The 18,818-nt window shown below is 35.6% G+C and carries 10 protein-coding genes; 4 read left to right on the top strand and 6 right to left on the bottom strand.

Features of this window, described 5'->3' with window-relative positions; genetic code table 11:
- Positions 1-13: 13 nt before the first annotated feature.
- The 3 genes from gatC to ABWU40_RS01535 all read right to left on the bottom strand — a co-directional run bounded on the left by gatC (position 14) and on the right by ABWU40_RS01535 (position 2,453).
- On the bottom strand, positions 14-367 hold the full coding sequence (gene gatC, locus ABWU40_RS01545) for an Asp-tRNA(Asn)/Glu-tRNA(Gln) amidotransferase subunit GatC (RefSeq protein ID WP_015588776.1): 354 nt from the start codon (positions 365-367) through the stop codon (positions 14-16).
- Positions 357-1,283 carry a ribose-phosphate diphosphokinase gene (locus ABWU40_RS01540; RefSeq protein WP_015588775.1) on the bottom strand — a complete coding sequence of 309 codons (927 nt, stop codon included), beginning with the start codon at positions 1,281-1,283 and terminating at the stop codon, positions 357-359. The genes gatC and ABWU40_RS01540 overlap by 11 nt, the downstream gene beginning before the upstream one ends.
- Before the next feature lie 303 nt (positions 1,284-1,586).
- Entirely contained in the window at positions 1,587-2,453 is an 867-nt protein-coding gene (locus tag ABWU40_RS01535) for an ankyrin repeat domain-containing protein (RefSeq protein WP_141456808.1), read from the bottom strand.
- Between the two features lie 449 nt (positions 2,454-2,902).
- Here ABWU40_RS01535 and ABWU40_RS01530 point away from each other — a divergent pair, with 449 nt between their 5' ends.
- Both ABWU40_RS01530 and ABWU40_RS01525 read left to right on the top strand, forming a co-directional pair.
- Positions 2,903-4,024: a hypothetical protein gene (locus tag ABWU40_RS01530; protein ID WP_353279246.1), complete on the top strand. Its 1,122-nt coding sequence runs from the start codon at positions 2,903-2,905 to the stop codon at positions 4,022-4,024.
- A 158-nt stretch (positions 4,025-4,182) separates the two neighbouring features.
- Positions 4,183-4,359 (top strand): hypothetical protein, encoded by a 177-nt coding sequence (locus tag ABWU40_RS01525; protein WP_155968924.1) that lies wholly within the window; start codon positions 4,183-4,185, stop codon positions 4,357-4,359.
- A gap of 301 nt (positions 4,360-4,660) precedes the next feature.
- On the opposite strand, the gene purD is transcribed toward ABWU40_RS01525, so the two are convergent.
- Together purD and serS are read right to left on the bottom strand one after the other, a co-directional pair.
- Positions 4,661-5,932: a phosphoribosylamine--glycine ligase gene (purD, locus tag ABWU40_RS01520; RefSeq protein WP_015588772.1), complete on the bottom strand. Its 1,272-nt coding sequence runs from the start codon at positions 5,930-5,932 to the stop codon at positions 4,661-4,663.
- 34 nt (positions 5,933-5,966) lie between these two features.
- Complete coding sequence (serS, locus tag ABWU40_RS01515) at positions 5,967-7,244, bottom strand: serine--tRNA ligase (protein ID WP_141457322.1); 1,278 nt, start codon at positions 7,242-7,244, stop codon at positions 5,967-5,969.
- Between the two features lie 143 nt (positions 7,245-7,387).
- On the opposite strand from serS, the gene ABWU40_RS01510 reads away from it, so the two are divergent.
- Together ABWU40_RS01510 and dusB are read left to right on the top strand one after the other, a co-directional pair.
- Entirely contained in the window at positions 7,388-9,310 is a 1,923-nt protein-coding gene (locus ABWU40_RS01510; RefSeq protein ID WP_151807695.1) for a Ulp1 family isopeptidase, read from the top strand.
- 5 nt (positions 9,311-9,315) lie between these two features.
- Positions 9,316-10,278 (top strand): tRNA dihydrouridine synthase DusB, encoded by a 963-nt coding sequence (gene dusB / locus ABWU40_RS01505; RefSeq protein ID WP_012673040.1) that lies wholly within the window; start codon positions 9,316-9,318, stop codon positions 10,276-10,278.
- A 6-nt stretch (positions 10,279-10,284) separates the two neighbouring features.
- Here the strand turns inward: dusB and ABWU40_RS01500 are convergent, their stop codons facing one another.
- On the bottom strand, positions 10,285-18,798 hold the full coding sequence (locus ABWU40_RS01500; protein ID WP_353279244.1) for a DNA-directed RNA polymerase subunit beta/beta': 8,514 nt from the start codon (positions 18,796-18,798) through the stop codon (positions 10,285-10,287).
- Between the last annotated feature and the right edge of the window lie 20 nt (positions 18,799-18,818).

Raw genomic sequence — 18,818 nt, 5'->3', positions numbered from 1 at the left:
GCCTTATTTTACTTTAATCGCTTATAACCTTTGGCACTACAAAATACCCATGCTCAGGTTTTGTATTGGACAATATCTCTTTTTTAATGTTTTGAGAATTTATAACATCATCGCGTACATGAATGTCCTTGTCTATGCTGCCATAACGCATAGGAGAAACACCTTCAGTATTAACTTGCAATAAAGTATCGTGTATCCAATCCAGCATTGTCAGTTCTTTGGAGTAGTGATCAATCTCGTCATTTGATAACTTAATCCTTACAAGCTGTGCAATTTTAAGCATTTCTTCCTTGGTAATTGTTATTTTTCTCTTATTTGCAAATTCTATTAGTGAAGTGATAACGTCTTCTGTTGACTTAGCTGGCATTTCTACCTCCTTGGATGAAGTGAGTTAAAATATTTACAACCGAAACAACTTCTATTTTACCAGTTTTTTCAAGTTTGTGAAGTATGGTATCCGTAATCACTAATTTATCTAAAGAAGAGGAAGAGATTTTCTCAACTGCACTTCCTGAAAGCACACCGTGTGTGATGCATGAAGTTACGGACTTTGCTCCGTAACTTTTTAAAGCAAGAGCTGCATTACACAACGTTCCACCAGAGTCAACTATATCATCAACAATGACACAATTTTTGTTTGCAACTTCTCCTATTATGTTCATTACTTGAGATGTGCCTGCTTTCTCCCTATATTTATCTACTACAATAATCTTATCACTTAACCCTATCTTGTACTTTTCCTCTAAAGCCCTCGCAAAAGCACGTGCTCTGCCAATTGCCCCAACATCAGGTGCAACAATTGCCAAATTTTCCGTGTTTATAGAGTCAACAAATGCTTCAAAGCAGTTCAAATTAGTTACCGGTACATCAAAGAATCCTTCAATTTGACTTGAGTGCAAATCAATAACTGCAACACTACTTGCACCTGCAGTTTGAATAAGATTTGCAACTAATTTAGCACTTAAAGCAGATTGCATATTATTGTTTTTGATAATTCTATCTTGTCTGCTATATCCATAATAAGGAATAATTACTACTATCCTTTTGGCTCCTAATCTATTTACTGCATCAATTATAAGCAGAAGCTCCATAAGGTTATCATTCACAGGGGGAGAAAGAGATTGTACTATGTATACTTCTTGATTATACAGATCATTTGCTACTTCTACATTTACCTCGCCATCGGTAAACTTTGATATCCAAGCAGAGGATGGTTGAACATCTAGCCGGTTAACTACTGATTCCCCTAATTCCTTACTAGCATTACCTATTATTATCTTCATAACGCACTAATTGAGTTTTTAAGATTATACAGAAATTGTAAAATAATTGAAATGTAAGTTTCTTTATCTAGTATTCTTGTCGGCGAATTAGGTATCTCTTGTACAATGACCTGTCATTTTCACGCATTGTTTCAATATACAGACCCAAATTGAAACAACTATACAAAATCCTGCTTATGTTTCAAGATAAATGACTTTAATGAAATATAATTTATCTAGTCATTTGTATCTGCTAACATACTACACTTCCCATTGTAGAGCCTCTGCAACTTACTGAAATTTATAATCGCTTTATAAAAAGTTTTATACTCTTTGCTTAATTGGAGGTGCTACCTCTGCACTTTCTGCTCTGTCTAGGGTACTACTTGGTTTTTCTGCAGTAATTTTTTGAATGCTACCATCTACCTTATTCTTGATATCTGCTCCATATGATCTTAATACTTCAATAGCTTTTTCGTTTCCACTATTCAGCGCAATATCCAAAGCATCCATTCCATCATTATTTTTGTGGTTGATAAAATTCTCTAAATCAAAGATTTTTATATATTGCTCAATGATGAATTCTACCACTTTTCCAGGGCAATTATTAGCGGCAGGAAAGAGTACTGCATTGTTATTATTGTCTTTCTTTGTTACATCTGCTTTGAGCTTGTCTATCAAATACTTGATAATTTCTATTCTGCTATCATCTTCTGCTTCAGTGCACTGCCTAGCAGCTAAAAACAGAGCTGTTCGCCCATTATTGTCCACATCTTCAATATCTTGTCCCTTATCAATTAAGGCTTGTATTATATTTTTGTTCCCATACAAAGCAGCAAAGTGAAGAGGAGTATACCCTTCGGTGCTTTCTCTTTCATTAATCAATGCACCATGGCTAGCTAGTAATTCTATAAATTCTGGCGTATTTGCAAAAACTGCAAAGTGCATTGGTGTTAGATCATCTTTACCATGATTTTGAGTTTTTGCATTAACGTTTGCTCCATTTTTTATTAGCAATTTTGCTATTTCTAATTGTTTGCGTCCGATGGCAATATGCAGTGGCGTACGATTGCGTTCATAATGATCATTGACGTTTGTGCCACACTTTATTAGTAGTTCTGCAGCTTCAATATTACCTTCCTGAATTGCAACATATAAGGAAGCATATCCATCTTTTGTTTCCTCTGTCATACGAAATTGCGAACATGTTAGTTCATATATTATTAAGGATTATTATTAAGTTTTTATTAATACAATATTAATGTAGCGGGATGACGAGCTTATCGTCATCCCGCCGCGAACCGTCATACCACTGCGAACCGTCATACCGCCGCGGTATCTCTAGATCCCGCTAACAAGCAGCGGGATGACGGTTTTTCAAATTATCGTAAGTCAGTTTAGCTATAGCTACAAGTTTCATTCTTCCCTTACAAATAACTTTACTGCGTCCTTTTTTCGGATTCAGAATTAGCAAGAAACGTTCTTGTAAGGTGGTCTACTAAAATTTTGCTTTATAAAACAATGTCTGAACTATGCAATTAATACATTATCAACACAACTGATTCATAAAAGCAAATATTATAACCACGAAGAGAGGAAATGTTATACTTAGTTTAATAAGAAAGACCTTGAGAAAAAAAATGACTCATCAGGTAAACGATTCGAAATTGAAAGAGAAAGATGAAAAAAATATTTTAAAATTAGCATCAAAAATAAAAGGCAAAAAAAGTAGCATTGCTGAAGAACTAGAAAAAATATCTAAAAAGGAAAAACAAAGGATTCTTACTACGGAAGTAAGCAAACATCGGGGTAAAGAACCAACTATTATATCACTTGCTTATGCTATACTACGTAAAGATAGTATAGCTGTTGAGAAAATGTTAAGAGTAGCTAAAGAAAACGGTATTCTGAAAGACATTCTTGACGCAACAACAACTATAAAATATCCAGGTGGTCAGGAAGAAACTTGCACACCACTTACTTATGCCATATTATGTAAAAATAGCAAAACTATTGAAGAAACTTTAAAAGTCTCTAAAGAAAACGGTATTCTGAAAGACATTCTTAACACAACAATAACCATAAAACATAAAAATAATCAAAAAGTAACTGATAAGTTACTTGCCGCATTACATGATCGCAAAGTTATTCAAGAAATTTTAGACATAGCTAGAGAAAACGATATTCTGAAAGACATTCTTAATGCAACAATAACTATAAAATATCCAGATAGTGAAGAAAAAATCTACACACCACTTACTTATACAATATCATGTAAAAGCAACGAAGCTTTTAATACAACAAGAGCTATAAATCAAGATGGTCAGGAAAAAACTCACATCCCATTTCCTACCGTTTCCGTACTTGATGAAAGAGAAACTGAATTAAAATTAAAAGAAAAAAGACAAAGTAGAAGAGATGAGGGATTAAATTTTAACAATGGTAGTAGTGACAAAAATGTTGAAATAAAAGTTAATGGGGATATCTTGTTGCAGCATAGTAGTGGAACTAAAAATGAAATAAATCATACTGCTGTACGTAATGATGTAGGGGGGGTAAAGCCTCTAATAGAAAGTAGAGTAAATGTTAAAGTACAGAATATAAATGCAGTGATTGCAACTTCTGTGACATTTAAAATGATTGCAACTTCTGTGACACTTGAGTTGGTAGCTAGTAAAATAACATGTGTACTGTCAAAACCCACCACTAAATTGGAAGAAGTAGCTATAACATATTTTCAAGGTTTAGCACTATATTTGTGAAACTTAATTTATATGTGCTAAACAAGATGCTGATTAGTTTTATAGCTAACCCAAGAAAGGTTTCCCTACGTCATACCGCCGCGGTATCTCTAGATCCCGCTAACAAGTAGCGGGATGACGATTGTCGTTTAGCCATAAATATTTAAGAAATTTACCAAATGAAAAAAAAGGCAAAAGAAGCCCTGGGGTTATTATCCGCTTTAAAATATTGGCGTTTTTTATGTTTTAAACGCTTGACAAGCAAGATTAAGCTGCTTTTAATTGCAACTAACTTACGCTGCAAATGTTTAAGAAGTTTACTAAGCAGAAAAAAAGACAAAGAATCCCCGAGTTAGCTAGTCTTTTACTATCTCTGTCGAGTATTGGCATTTTTTGATGTCTTGTAACGCTTTATAAGCGCGTTCAGCTTATTTAGATAAAAATCTAGATGTAGATGAAGTTTTGTAAAGACATACAGTATCTATATACTGCAAAAAATTGAACATAAGACGCCGATACATTAAGTAATCCTTACCTTTTAATCTGCAGATTGGCGAAAGCAAATACAATAGCTTCAGTTTCATGATAAGGGGGCTGGCGGAGTTTGTCAAGGAAGTTTTTCGTTTCTGTGAACCACCTGCTAACCGACAGCTAACATTAACTACCGATATCGTATCTGAAGAAGCCCCCTGGCCATTCTAAAAAATTTAATGCTGAGTACAGCTTACTTTTGGCTTCCTCTATAGTGCTCCCTTCTGCTACTATATTTAGCACTCTTCCGCCATCGGAAACTAAGTTACCACTTTCATCGAATTTAGTACCAGCATGAAACACCAACACACCAGGAATGCTTTCAATCTTATCTAATCCTTTAATTACTTCTCCCTTTTGATAATCACCCGGATAGCCTTTACTTGCAACAACTACACAAACTGTAGATTTGTTGTTAAGTTCCACCATTTTGACATTTAACTTTCCTTCTGCAACTGACAACATCAATTTTAACAAATCGCAATTTGAATCAAATCTAGGTAATATAGATTGCGTTTCTGGATCACCGAATCTAACGTTATACTCGAGAAGTTTTGGGCTATCTTTGCAAATCATTAAACCAGCAAAGAGTACTCCTTTATAAGACGTACCCATGTTAACCAATGCTTGAGCTGTAGGGTATATTATTTTTTGGATAATTTTTTGCTCCATGTCCTTACTTATAATTGAAGGTGATGAGTACGACCCCATACCTCCAGTATTTTGGCTTTCATTACTTTCATCAACTCTCTTATAATCTTTTGCACACCCAAGAGTTACTACTTTCAACCCATCAATAAGAGCAAAAAAACTTACTTCTTCTCCAACTAAAAACTCTTCTATGATTATTTCTTCACCTGATTCACCAAATTTTTTCTCCACTAGCATTGAATTTATTGCTGAAAAAGCTTCGCTTTCTGTATTACATATAACCACCCCTTTTCCTGCTGCAATTCCATTTGCTTTCACTACAAGTGGAAACTTTATTTTATTGCTACGTACAAAATCTTTAGCTAACCCTTCATCAACAAAACACTCGTACTTGGCAGTTGGTATACCATATCGTTTACATAGTCCCTTGGTGAAAGACTTCGATCCCTCAAGTTTTGCAGTTGCTTGACTTGGAGCAAAAACATTTATTCCCTCTGCAACTAAATCATCAGCAAGCCCATCAATTATTGGTTGTTCTGGACCAATAACAACCAACTCTATATTTTCTCTCTTGCAAAATTGTGTAACATCTACTGAATTTTGAATATTTACATCCACAAGAGCCCCAAGATCTTTCATAGCTTGGCGACCAGGAGTTACATATAACTCAGTCAAGATAGGAGATTTTTTTAGAGCCCAAAGTAGAGCGTGCTCACGCCCACCAGAACCTATAACCAGAACCTTCATCTTTATTTCCTCGCTTTTCTATATGTCAAAATTATTATTTGCTTATAACAGTATCATTACTCATGTATTTTTGCAACACGTTTGGTATTGCAATCGACCCGTCAGAATTTTGATAATTCTCCATTATGGCAATAATCGTTCTTCCTATAGCTAAAGCTGAGCCGTTTAAAGTGTGAATATATTTTTTCATCTTTTTATCAGTTTCTGAAGAGTATTTAGCGTTCATCCTTCTTGCTTGAAATGCACCACAATTTGAGCAGCTTGATATTTCTCTATATTTATTTTGCCCAGGTAACCATACCTCTATGTCATAAGTCCTTTGTGCAGCAAAACCCATATCGCCACTGCAAAGCAGCATTACTCTGTATGGCAATTCTAATTTTTTTAATATCTCTTCAGCAACACTCGTCATACGCTCAAGCTCATCATTTGATTGGTCTTCAGTTGTGATGCTTACCAACTCCACTTTACCAAATTGGTGTTGCCTTATCATGCCCCTGGTATCGCGACCTGCACTACCTGCTTCTTTACGAAAGCACTCCGAATATGCAGTAAAGCGAATAGGCAGTTCTTTTTCTTCCATTATTTTGTCAGCAACTAAATTTGTTAAAAACACTTCACTTGTGGGAATCAACCTCAATTCGTCGGTAGTTAAATACGAATCGTCAGAAAATTTCGGTAGCTGACCAACATTATACATAGCTTCGTTTTTCACCAAAGCCGGGTGGTACACCTCAGTATAGCCAAATTCATTAACATGCATTTCAAGCATACAATTTATTAGCGCTCGTCCAAGCTTAGCTAACTGTCCTTTTAATATCGTAAATCTTGATCCGGAAATTCTCGCCGCTTGTTCGAAGTCCATTAAACCTAACTTTTCCCCGAGCTCATAATGAGATTTTGCTGTAAAATCAAACTGTCTTTTTCCTCCATATCTTCTCACCTCTAAATTAGAGTTCTCATCTGCGCCTATTGGCACATCTTGCGCAGGAATATTCGGCAAGTTAGATAAAACATTCACTAACTTATCCTTTTCTGCTTGTTCTTTTAAGCTGATTGCCTCTATCTCATTTGTGATGCTTTTTGACAACTCTATTTGCTCTTCACAGGGGCTCTTGCTCATTTTAAGCTTTTTTATTTCCTCTGTGATTTCATTGCGCTGCCTATTCAAATCCTGCAGTTTAGTGGTTAATGATCTTTTCTCGTGATCGATTTCTAATATCTCTTCCGCAGTAGATTCTCTAATTCCCCTGCTTTTCATTGCCTTTTCAAATCCTTCAGGGTTTTTGCGTATATATTCTATATCGTGCATATATTGTGCTATTACTAACATTGTTACTGTACTCCAAAAGCTCTTAATATTCAATATATTCTCATACTACTAAAATTATTATGGTTGATTTTTTTGTTAGAATTTGTTAAAATTTAATTAACTTAGCGTTCATAGGGTGTAGTATGTTGGGTATTACAAAAAATAATCAGAAAGAGAGCACTGACTTTGCTGGTGAGGAATTCGTTATCTACGCTACTTGTGTATGCCTAGCAGCCACATTCGCTGCTGGCTGTTTAGGGGCGGTAATAGGATCCCCTCTATTGACCTTTCCACTTGCTATGCTCATCTCTAACCCCGTAGTTTGGGTTTTAATGGGAATAATTCTTACAGTAGCATACAAAATGGTTGTTGAACCTTTATTTTACTTAGCGAAGAACTATATTAATGGAAAAAGAGCTTCAAAGGGGGAAAAGAGTGAAGAAAAAGATACAGAACTACAAGATTTGCAAGGCAAGACTCCAGAAAAGCAAGCAAGACCGAAAACTCCTGATAGGGATAGTGGTATTTTTGACTGCAAAGAAAATAAGGATTCTTTTGTATATAAGACAAATAAAAAAGAAGATTATAAATTTTGGTTAAGTAATTTTGATATTGCAGAGATTGCAAAAAGTTACTATGGATGGATGCCATATCGTAAAAAAGGTCACAGGGAATTTTCCAAAGGAGTGTTCTTTTCTTGCCTCGATAATCTTACATCTTTTCTGGGGAACCGATTGCAAGAATATAAAGATAAAGTAAAAGGGGATAACAATTTAGTATTATCTTCAATTCTTAACTTAAATAACAATCATTGGGTAACATTGGTTATTTCTCATGATGAAAAGAGTAAAAAGTTTAGAGCATATTATTGCGATTCATTTGGTGAACCATTACCAGAAGAGGTATCAAGTGCGCTACAGAAAACTCTAGGAATAGACAATAGTAGTATTAGAAACTCAAAAGCTAAACAACAAGATGATAAGTATAATTGTGGAATATTTGCCTTAGAGAATGCTAAGAAAATTACAGATATGCTGAAAGCAGGCAAATCGTTTGATGAAATTGATGATCAGCTAAAATATGAACTTAGTTCAGAGCAATTAATAGAGAAGAGAAAAGAATTTGCAAAAGCGTTGAAAAAGGATGAACAAAGCAGGGCTGGCACGCCAAGCCCTGTATTAGGTGGTCCAGGAAATATAAGTCGTAAAGATAGCGGAGTAAGTTTAGATTCAGTAGAAAGTAAGCAAACAAAAATTGTTCAATATAATACTACAGGTGATGGCAACTGCTTTTTCCATGCGGTATTTGGTGATAATAGCTCTGGTCAATATAAAACTGAAAAAGCACAAGATATGAGAATGGAATGGCACAAATTTTTAAGTCAATTTAACTCTTTGAATGATCCAAGGATGCCTGAGTTATTGAAGGGACAGATGCAGAAAGTTTTTGGTGCATTCTTAGAAAATCCAAATCATTTGATTGGTATGTCGGACTCAATAAAAGATTTGGTTCAGCATACAAACAGACGGGTAGAGAAGATCAAAAAAAAGACTAATAAATTAATAAAAAAGTTATGTTGTCTTACAACATTAAAAGAAAATGAAGTTATAGGTGATTTAAGAAGCATTAGTGCTAGTAATCTCAATATTAGTGAAAGAAAATATGATAGAAATTATAATAGTGATACTGCAGCAAATTCTTTTCTCAATGGCAAATCCATTTATAGATCTTATCTAGAGGCAATCAGCAGCCAAAGTTACCATGTTTTCATAGAAGAAATTTCTATCTTAGCTTCGCTGGCTAATATTGAAATTGACGTCTACTATAAAAATAATGGTAATGATGTAAATACATTGTTTCTGCCAAATGCGGGAATGATAAATGAAGGTTATCAGCAGAACAACGAGCTATGGGGAAATAAAGAACAAGAAACGGTATACTTGGCACCTGGTCATTATGAGAGAGCTGAGATAGTAGAGGTAGAGCCTTCTCTTATGGAAAAAGTAAGTTCGGCTATACAAAGTGTTGTAACAGTATGTGTAAATGCGCTAGGTTTGAACACATAGAATATATGTCCCTACAAGTAGGAAATTTGACAATTGATTCTCCAGTTATTTTAGCTCCAATGTCTGGAGTGACTGATTATCCGTTTAGAAGTATTGTGAAGAAACTTGGTGCAAGTTTGTTAGTTTCAGAGATGATCGCAAGCAGAGCTATGATTATGCAAACTCGCCAGAGTTTGCAAAAAGCAAAAGTCGATGCATTAACTGCTGTGCAGCTTGCTGGGTGTGAGCCAGATGTTATGGCGGAGGCTGCAAAATTAAACGAGGACATGGGAGCAAAAATTATAGACATAAACTTTGGTTGCCCTGTTAAAAAAGTTGTAAACGGTTATGCAGGATCAGCGCTAATGCGTGATGAGAAAAAAGCCGCTGAGATAATTGAAGCTGTGGTCAAAGCAGTGAATATGCCAGTTACGGTGAAAATGCGCACTGGATGGAACGATGAAAATCGCAATGCCCCGAGACTTGCGAAAATTGCCGAAGACTTAGGAGCAAAAATGATCACTGTGCATGGAAGAACAAGAGCGCAGCTTTATAATGGTCAAGCAGATTGGAAATTCGTTAGAAATGTTAAAGAGCAAGTGAAAATTCCAGTTATAGTAAATGGCGATATTAAAAATTTAAATGATATTCAGAATGCTCTCAAAGAATCTGGAGCAGACGGAGTGATGATAGGTCGTGGTGCCTACGGTAAACCTTGGCTGATTAATCAAGCAATGAACTTTCTCAGTGGAAGTGAAACTTCTGAGCCAACAGCTTCAGAGAGATTAAGCATCATACTCGAGCATTACGACAATATTCTTGAGTACTATGGAAATGACACAGGAATAAAGATGGCCCGCAAACACATAGGTTGGTACAGTAGCGGGCTTCAAGGCTCATCTGAATTTCGTGTGAGAGTAAATAACATGACAGATAGCACAGAAGTGAAAGAAAATATTATTGGCTTTTTTGGTCAAGAGACACACTAGCTGTACTCAATTCGACTGATCGTATGCCACTACGCTCTCTTCCTCACCAGAGTGTAAATGACAACCATTATCCATCAACCATTCCTCGTCATAAGTTTCAATATCAAAATATTTTTCATATTTATCCACATTATCACAAAGTGAAAGTGCTCTGATCTTATTCATAATCAAACCTGTACCAGCAGGAATTAATCTTCCTACTATAACATTTTCTTTTAATCCACTTAAAGGATCACTCTTCCCGCAGAATGCTGCTTCTGTAAGTACTTTTGTTGTCTCTTGGAAAGAGGCAGCAGAAATAAAGGAGCTAGTTTCAAGACTTGCCCTAGTAATCCCCTGCAGAATAGGAAGATAATGAGTAGACCGTTTGCCAGAGTTACTCATAGCATCATTTTCCCTATCAACTTCCAGCTTGTCAATGCTTTCGCCAACCAAGTACATAGTATCACCAGGATCAGTAATTTCCACTTTTTGTAGCATTTGTTTTAAGATCACCTCTAAATGCTTATTGTCTATACGAACACCCTGCAATCTATAAACTTGCTGTATTTCAGAAATCATATAGTGCGCTAAAGCTTCTAACCCAAGCACACGTAAAATATCATGGAGATCAGGGTCACCATCCATCAATAGATCACCTTTACGTACAAAATCACCTTCATTGACTATTACATGCTTACTTCTTGATACCAAATATTCAACTGGAGAAATTTGTTCATCTACAGGTTTAATTAATATACTGCATTTTCCTCTACGGTCTTTTTCAGAAAACGCTACATAGCCATCTATCTCACTAACAATAGCATGCTCTTTAGGACGACGTGCTTCAAATAACTCTATAACCCTCGGTAAACCACCAGTAATATCACGAGTTTTAACTGACTCTCTTGGTGTTCTTGTAATAACATCACCTGCATGAACCTTCTGGCCATCTTGTACATTGAGCACTGCACCGATTGGTATAAAATAACATGCTTCAACGCCACTTGCGAGTGTCATTACTTTACCATTATCGTCAAGCAGCACAATACGAGGACGTAAATTAGCTCCACCAGAATGCAATTTCCAGTCTTTTACTACTTTGCTTGATATTCCTGTAGATTCATCCATCACTTCAGTGATCGAAATTCCATCTTTTAAGTCCTGATAAGACACTGTACCAGTCTTCTCCGTGATAATAGGCAATGTATAAGGATCCCATTCCGCAACTTTATCGCCAATTTTTACTGACCCACTCTCATCTACATAAAGCTTAGCGCCGTAAGGTACACTGTGCTTCAACTTCTCACTACCAAGGCTATCAATCAACACGACTTCACAGGAACGGCTTATCACAATTTTATTTCCGTTTCTATCTATAATTATATTACTATTGTTTAACTTTATTTTAGCATTAATAGAAGCTATAATATTCGAGGATTCAACGCCTCTAGTCATTACTCCACCTATATGAAAAGTACGCATCGTTAACTGAGTACCTGGCTCTCCAACAGATTGAGCAGCTATAACACCAACTGCTTCACCTATTGAAACAATTTTACCAGTTGCAAGGTCTCTTCCATAACATAAAGAACATACACCAGGACTTATTTCACAAGTTAAAGGCGATCTAATTTTTACAACATCAAGACCTGCAATGCTGATTTGCTTTACTTTATCCTCATCAATTAATTCCCCTGCTTTTACTAATAATTCTTTTGTCACTGGGTTATATATATCATTTGCAGCTGTTCTACCCAGCACAACACTCTCTAGAGATGCAACTATAGTACTTCCTTCAACTGTAGCTCTCACAACAAGACCATTTTTTGTTTTACAGTCATGCTTTGTAACTATGCAATTTTGAGATACATCAACTAAACGACGAGTTAAGTATCCAGAGTTTGCAGTTTTAAGTGCAGTGTCAGCTAAACCTTTACGCGCACCGTGAGTAGAATTAAAGTATTCAAATACGTTCAATCCTTCACGGAAATTAGAAATTATAGGTGTTTCTATAATCTCACCAGAAGGTTTGGTCATGAGCCCTCGCATTCCTGCTAGCTGTTTCATCTGTGAAGTAGAACCCCTTGCACCAGAGTTAACCATCATATACACTGAGTTGTACTTACTATTTCCATCATATATAGATATTGCTTTTAACATATCATTAGCTATCATATCCGTACACTTAGACCATTCATCTATAACCTTGTTATACCTCTCACTTCTAGTTATTAGCCCATCTTGATATTGCATAGAGAATTTCTTAATTTCACCCCTCGCGTGATCAACATGTGTAGCTTTAGTTTCAGGTATAACCATATCACAACGACCAAAAGAGACACCAGAAAATGTGGCATACTCAAAGCCAAGTACCATTAATTTATCAGAAAATGCCACTGTAGCACTTTGACCACAGTTACGATATACCAAATCAACTATACCAGTTATTTCCTTGACTGTTAATATCTGATTTATTAGATCGAAGCCTAGATTCTCATGCTTAGGAAAAATTTGCCATAATATTAAACGGCCAGGAGTTGTACAAACAGTTTTATAGTGAGTTTCACCGCTGCTATTAATATACTCCATCCTATACTTTATACTAGAATGAATATGTAAAGTACCATCACTCAAGGAATGCTCAACTTCACAAAAAGCACCAAAAGATGGTAAATTATCTTCCTTAGGTTCTTGTAAAGTCAGATAATATATACCAAGTACTATATCTTTACTAGGAACTATAATCGGTCTGCCATTAGAAGGACTTAAAACGTTATTAGTGGACATCATCAACACCCTAGCTTCAAGCTGAGCTTCCAATGAAATTGGCACATGCACTGCCATTTGATCACCATCAAAATCAGCATTAAACGCCGTACAGACAAGCGGATGAAGCTGTATTGCTTTGCCTTCAATAAGGATTGGCTCAAAAGCCTGAATACCAAGTCTATGTAGCGTAGGCGCTCTATTCAACAAAACAGGATGCTCTTTTATTACCTCTTCAAGCATATCCCAAACTTCTGGTTTTTCTGCTCTTATCAACTTACTAGCAAACTTAATAGTTGGAGCCATACCATACATCTTAAGCTTTGAGTAAACAAAAGGTTTGAATAGTTCAAGAGCCATTCTTTTTGGTAATCCACACTGATTTAGTTTCAAAGTTGGACCAACAACTATTACAGAACGTCCAGAGTAGTCTACCCTTTTTCCTAAGAGGTTCTGGCGAAAACGACCCTGTTTTCCTTTTAACATATCACTAATGGACTTTTTATATCCAACAGCACCAGCTTTATTTACCAAAGTATTACGACAACTATTATCAAAAAGAGAATCAACTGCTTCTTGTAACATCCTTTTTTCATTACGAATCATAATCTCAGGAGGATTTAAGCTCAACAATTTCCTCAACCTGTTATTTCTATTAATAATAGTCCTATAATGATGATTCAGATCAGAAACTGCAGGACGACCACTCTCAAGCGATACCAAAGGACGCAAATCAGGTGGTAAAATAGGTATAGTTGTAAGTATCATCCACTCAGGCCTATTTCCAGATTTAATGAAGTTTTCAACAATACGCAATCTCTTTATAATTTTCTTTCTTCTTATCTCAGAAGCAACAGATTCTAATTCTAGTCTTAAATCCTTCCTAATTTCATGTAAATCAAGGCGCGTTAGCAACTCTCTTATAGCTTCAACACCTTGCATAGCTACAAAACTATCGATCCCATAGCTATCTTTAGCTTCATTATAAGCTTTTTCACTAATAATCTCACCTTTTTCAAAAGGCGAAACAAGAGGATCTATTACGATATAATTATCGCTATATAAAATATTCTCAATATCTCTGAGAGACATATCTAATAATGCTCCAATTCTTGAAGGAAGCGATTTCAAAAACCATATATGAGCAACAGGAGATGCAAGCTCTATATGACCCATCCTTTCTCTTCTTACTTTAGAAGATGTAACTTCTACTCCGCATTTTTCGCATATGCGACCTCTGTGTCTTCTTTTTTTGTATTTTCCACATAAACATTCATCGTCATTGACAGGGCCAAAAACCTTAGGGCAAAATAATCCACCTTTCTCAACTTTGAACGTACGATAATTTGCAGTTGAAACATCTTCTATCTCACCACAAGATATACGCTTAATACTTTCAGGGCTAGCAATCGATATGCTAACCTCATTAAAAGGTTGTGCAATGTTAGTGTGAGATATATCTTCAATCACTACATCATTTTGCTTTAAATCTACATTTAAACATAAAGAACGTAGTTCTTTTATCATCACATTAAAGGATTCAGGAATTCCACATTCAAAATTACTGTCACCTTTTATTATCGATTCATAAATCTTAACTCTACCATTAATATCATCAGACTTCACAGTTAACATTTCCTGCAAAGTATAAGCAGCACCATAGGCTTGTAATGCCCAACATTCCATTTCACCAAAACGCTGACCACCAAAATGAGATTTTCCTCCAAGAGGTTGTTGAGTAACCAAACTATAAGGCCCTACTGAACGCGCATGAATTTTACCATCAACCAAGTGGTGCAACTTAAGCATGTACATGTAACCAACTGTAACCTTGCGGTCGAATTTTTCACCACTGCAACCGTCATATAATACAGCTTGTCCAGAGTTATCTAAACCAGCAAGTTCAAATAATTTTGCTATTTGTTCATCTTTTGGACCCTCAAATACAGGTGCAGCAACAGGAACGCCATCACGTAATTTGCGTGCAAATTCAATGAGATTATTATCACTAATATTACGAATATCATTACAGATAGATACGTTACTGCCATAGCTATAAACCTCAATCAGGAAGTTACGTAAATTGCTGTATGAACTTTTACAAGAGTTCAAATAGTTCTCTACTAACTCATTCAACTCGTCATTTAGTGCATTCTTATTAGGTGTATTTAAAACAGAAGCCGTTATTTCATCATCATCAATATTTTCAATTTTTTTATTATCAAGGTATGCTACTGCAAATTGTGTAAAATTATCATCGTTAAGGGACCTAATTCCCTTGCAAAAAGCACTTTTGATCTTATTGATCTCATCGAGAATATTACTTACCTTTTCCCCTAATTTTCTACAAGCCCAACCTACATGCGTTTCCAGTATTTGCCCTACATTCATTCGTGAAGGAACACCAAGAGGGTTAAGAATAATATCAACAGGAGTACCATCTTCCAAATAAGGCATATCTTCCACTGGCACAACTCGAGAAATCACACCTTTATTTCCATGTCTACCAGCCATTTTATCCCCTGGTTGCAGACTATGTTTCACAGCAATGAAAACTTTTACTGACATCGACACACCTTGAGGCAGGTCATAACCTTCATGTAATTTTTCTACTTTTCGCTTAAACTGTGCTATTGCATGTGATACTTTTTCATCAAAATCTTTTTTTAAGCTCTTAACTTGCTCAGAAATGGATTGGTTTTTTAATCCTATACCCCACCATTGCTCACGTTCAATAGAGTCAAATTTTTCTCGATCTTGAGAACCAGAATTAATAAGAAGTTTCTTCAATTCATCATAGAAATATTCACTAGTAACATTGATTATATAATCTCGCTCTTCCTCAAAGTCATTTATCTCTTTTTGTTTGATGAGTAATGCCCTTTCATTTTCTTCAACCCCCCTGCGTGTAAAGACTTGTACATCAATTACTGTCCCTTCAACATCTGGAGATGTATATAAAGAGGAATCCGCACAATCGAATGACTTTTCACCAAAAATTGTCATTAATAACTTCGTTTCAGGAGGCAATGAAAGAGAAGGTTTAGGTGTAACTTTACCTACCAGAATATAGCCTGGACCAACTCTTGTACCAATTTTCACTATACCACTATCATCCAAGTGATATAGATTTTCTTCATTAACACCAGGTATAGCACGAGTTATTTTTTCTGATCCTAAAGGGGTATCATGTACAACACAGTCAAATTCTTCTATATGAATAGAAGTAAAGAGATCTTTTTTAACAACTTCACTAGAAATAATAATAGAGTCTTCAAAATTATAACCTTGCCAAGACATAAAAGCGACTAGCAAATTTTTACCAAGCGCCAACTCACCACTGTTAATTGCAGGACCATCAGCTATTACATCACCCTTTTTAACATAATCACCTACGCACACTAGCGGTCTTTGATTAATACAAGTATTATGGTTAGAACGCTGAAACTTCCTTAGATGATAAATATCTACGTCCAAGTAGTTAACCCTTTCTTTATCAAAAGCACGTATAACTATAGAGTTACTATCAGAACTATCAACTATGCCATCGCGTTTTGCTAAAACTACAGCACCAGAGCCAGAAGCTACAAAAGACTCCATACCAGTAGCAACCAGAGGAGCGGTAGGCTTCAATAAAGGTACGGCCTGACGTTGCATATTTGAGCCCATTAATGCTCTATTAGCATCATCATTTTCTAAAAATGGAATCAAGGAAGCTGCAACTGATATTACCTGCTTAGGAGATACGTCAATGTAACTAACTTGGTCGCTACTTACCATGACGAAGCTACCAGCATATCTACAGTATAGCATGTCATCAACAAAGCAATTATTTTCATCAAGCTTTACGCTAGTGTCAGCTATATGATGTGAGCCTTCGTCTATAGCAGAAAGATACTCAATTTGATCAGTAACAACCCTATTGACTACTTTTCTATAAGGGCTTTCAATGAAACCATATTTATTAATACGCGCGTATATAGCTAAGCTGTTGATTAACCCTATATTTTGCCCTTCAGGAGTCTCAATAGGGCAAATTCTTCCATAATGAGTTGGATGAACATCACGCACCTCAAATCCTGCCCGTTCTCTTGTTAAACCGCCAGGACCTAACGCGGATAACCTTCTTTTATGTGTTATTTCAGATAACGGATTAGTCTGATCCATAAATTGAGATAATTGAGAAGAATTGAAGAAATCTCTTAAGACATTAGTTAACACTTTTGGATTAATAAAATCAGATGGAGAAACTTTATCTAAACTAGAAGTGGACATAGAATCAACTATTGCGCGTTCCAATTTCAACAACCCAGTTCTAAATTGATTTTCTATAAACTCTCCAACTGATCTTACTCTTCTGTTTCCTAAATGATCAATATCATCTACAGATCCTTGACCGTCACGTAACAATACTATTTTTTTCACAATTTCAATAATATCTTCATGCGTTAAAACAGTTAAATCCTCATCATAATTTAATCCAAGGTAAGAGTTAAGCTTCAACCTACCAATGTTAGACAAATCATAATATTCCGGACTGAAGAAAAGATTACGGAAAAACTCTTCTATTATCTCTAAAACAGGAACTTCACCAGGACGCAAAACTCTATATATTTCATATAGTGCATCCTGATAAGACATGTTTTCATCTAAGAAAAGCGTATTTAATATATAAGGTCCAACAAACAAATTATCTATGTTCAACACTGATATTTCATCTACAGATAATAACTCAAGCTTCTTTATGTCTTCCAGCTTTATAGATTCACCAGCAGATAAAATTTTCGTAGAGCTAGCACTATCCATTAAATCTTCTGCGAGGAATAAACCACATATAGAATTAAAAGGAACCAGATACTCTTTCAATTCATTATCATATAGCTTTTTAGCTAGTCTTGAGGTAATACGAACGTTAGCTTTAAGCAGCACATTACCTTCAATATCCATTAAGTCGAAAGGCAGCCTCACTCCTTTAAATTTATCAGGAACAAAAGGCACTTTCCAACCATCTTTATGTTTTACATACTTTATTTTCTCATAAAATCTATCGAGTATATCATTATTTGATAAACCCAACGCCTTTAATAAAACTGAGATTGGCAATTTTCTTTTTCTATCAACACGAAAATACAAATGGTCTTTAACATCAAATTCAATATCAAGCCAAGAACCCCTATAAGGAATAATTCTAGCAGAATAGATCAATTTACCAGAATTGTAAGTTTTTCCCTTATCGCTATCAAAGAATACACCAGGAGACCTATGCATTTGTGAGACGATAACTTTTTCCACACCATTAATGATGAAAGTGCCCTTATCAGTCATCATAGGCAACCCACAAAAGTGGACTTTCTGCTCTTCTATAGATTTTACAACGGTTGCAAGTTTAGAATGATCTCCACTCTCTTTAATCGATTTATATTCATCAAGAGAAATACCATCCTGCATAACAACAAGACGTATAGAAGCAATAACCTGAGCAGAAAAAGTTACACCACGCTTTATACACTCAGATTCATCATACTTAGGATCATCCACCCTACAACTTATAAACTCAATAGTAGCCCTACGCAAAGGATCATTTATTGGAAAGATTGTATGAAAGATAACTTCAAGTCTTTCATTACCCTTATTCTGAGGAGTAAATGAATCATACGATTCTTTTTGAACCTTAACCAAATCCAATAAAGAATCTCTTAAATCAATCGACCTAGAATAAGAAACTCTAGGAACAAAAGCACCAGAAGCGTACATATAAGAAGAATCAACCATTAAAATACCCCAAACTAATT

Origin of the sequence: Wolbachia endosymbiont (group A) of Cydia amplana, from assembly GCF_964028495.1 — a bacterium.
GTDB lineage: Bacteria > Pseudomonadota > Alphaproteobacteria > Rickettsiales > Anaplasmataceae > Wolbachia > Wolbachia pipientis.
Note: the sequence above shows the minus strand (reverse complement) of the source record. Positions and strands in the feature narration are given on the sequence as shown.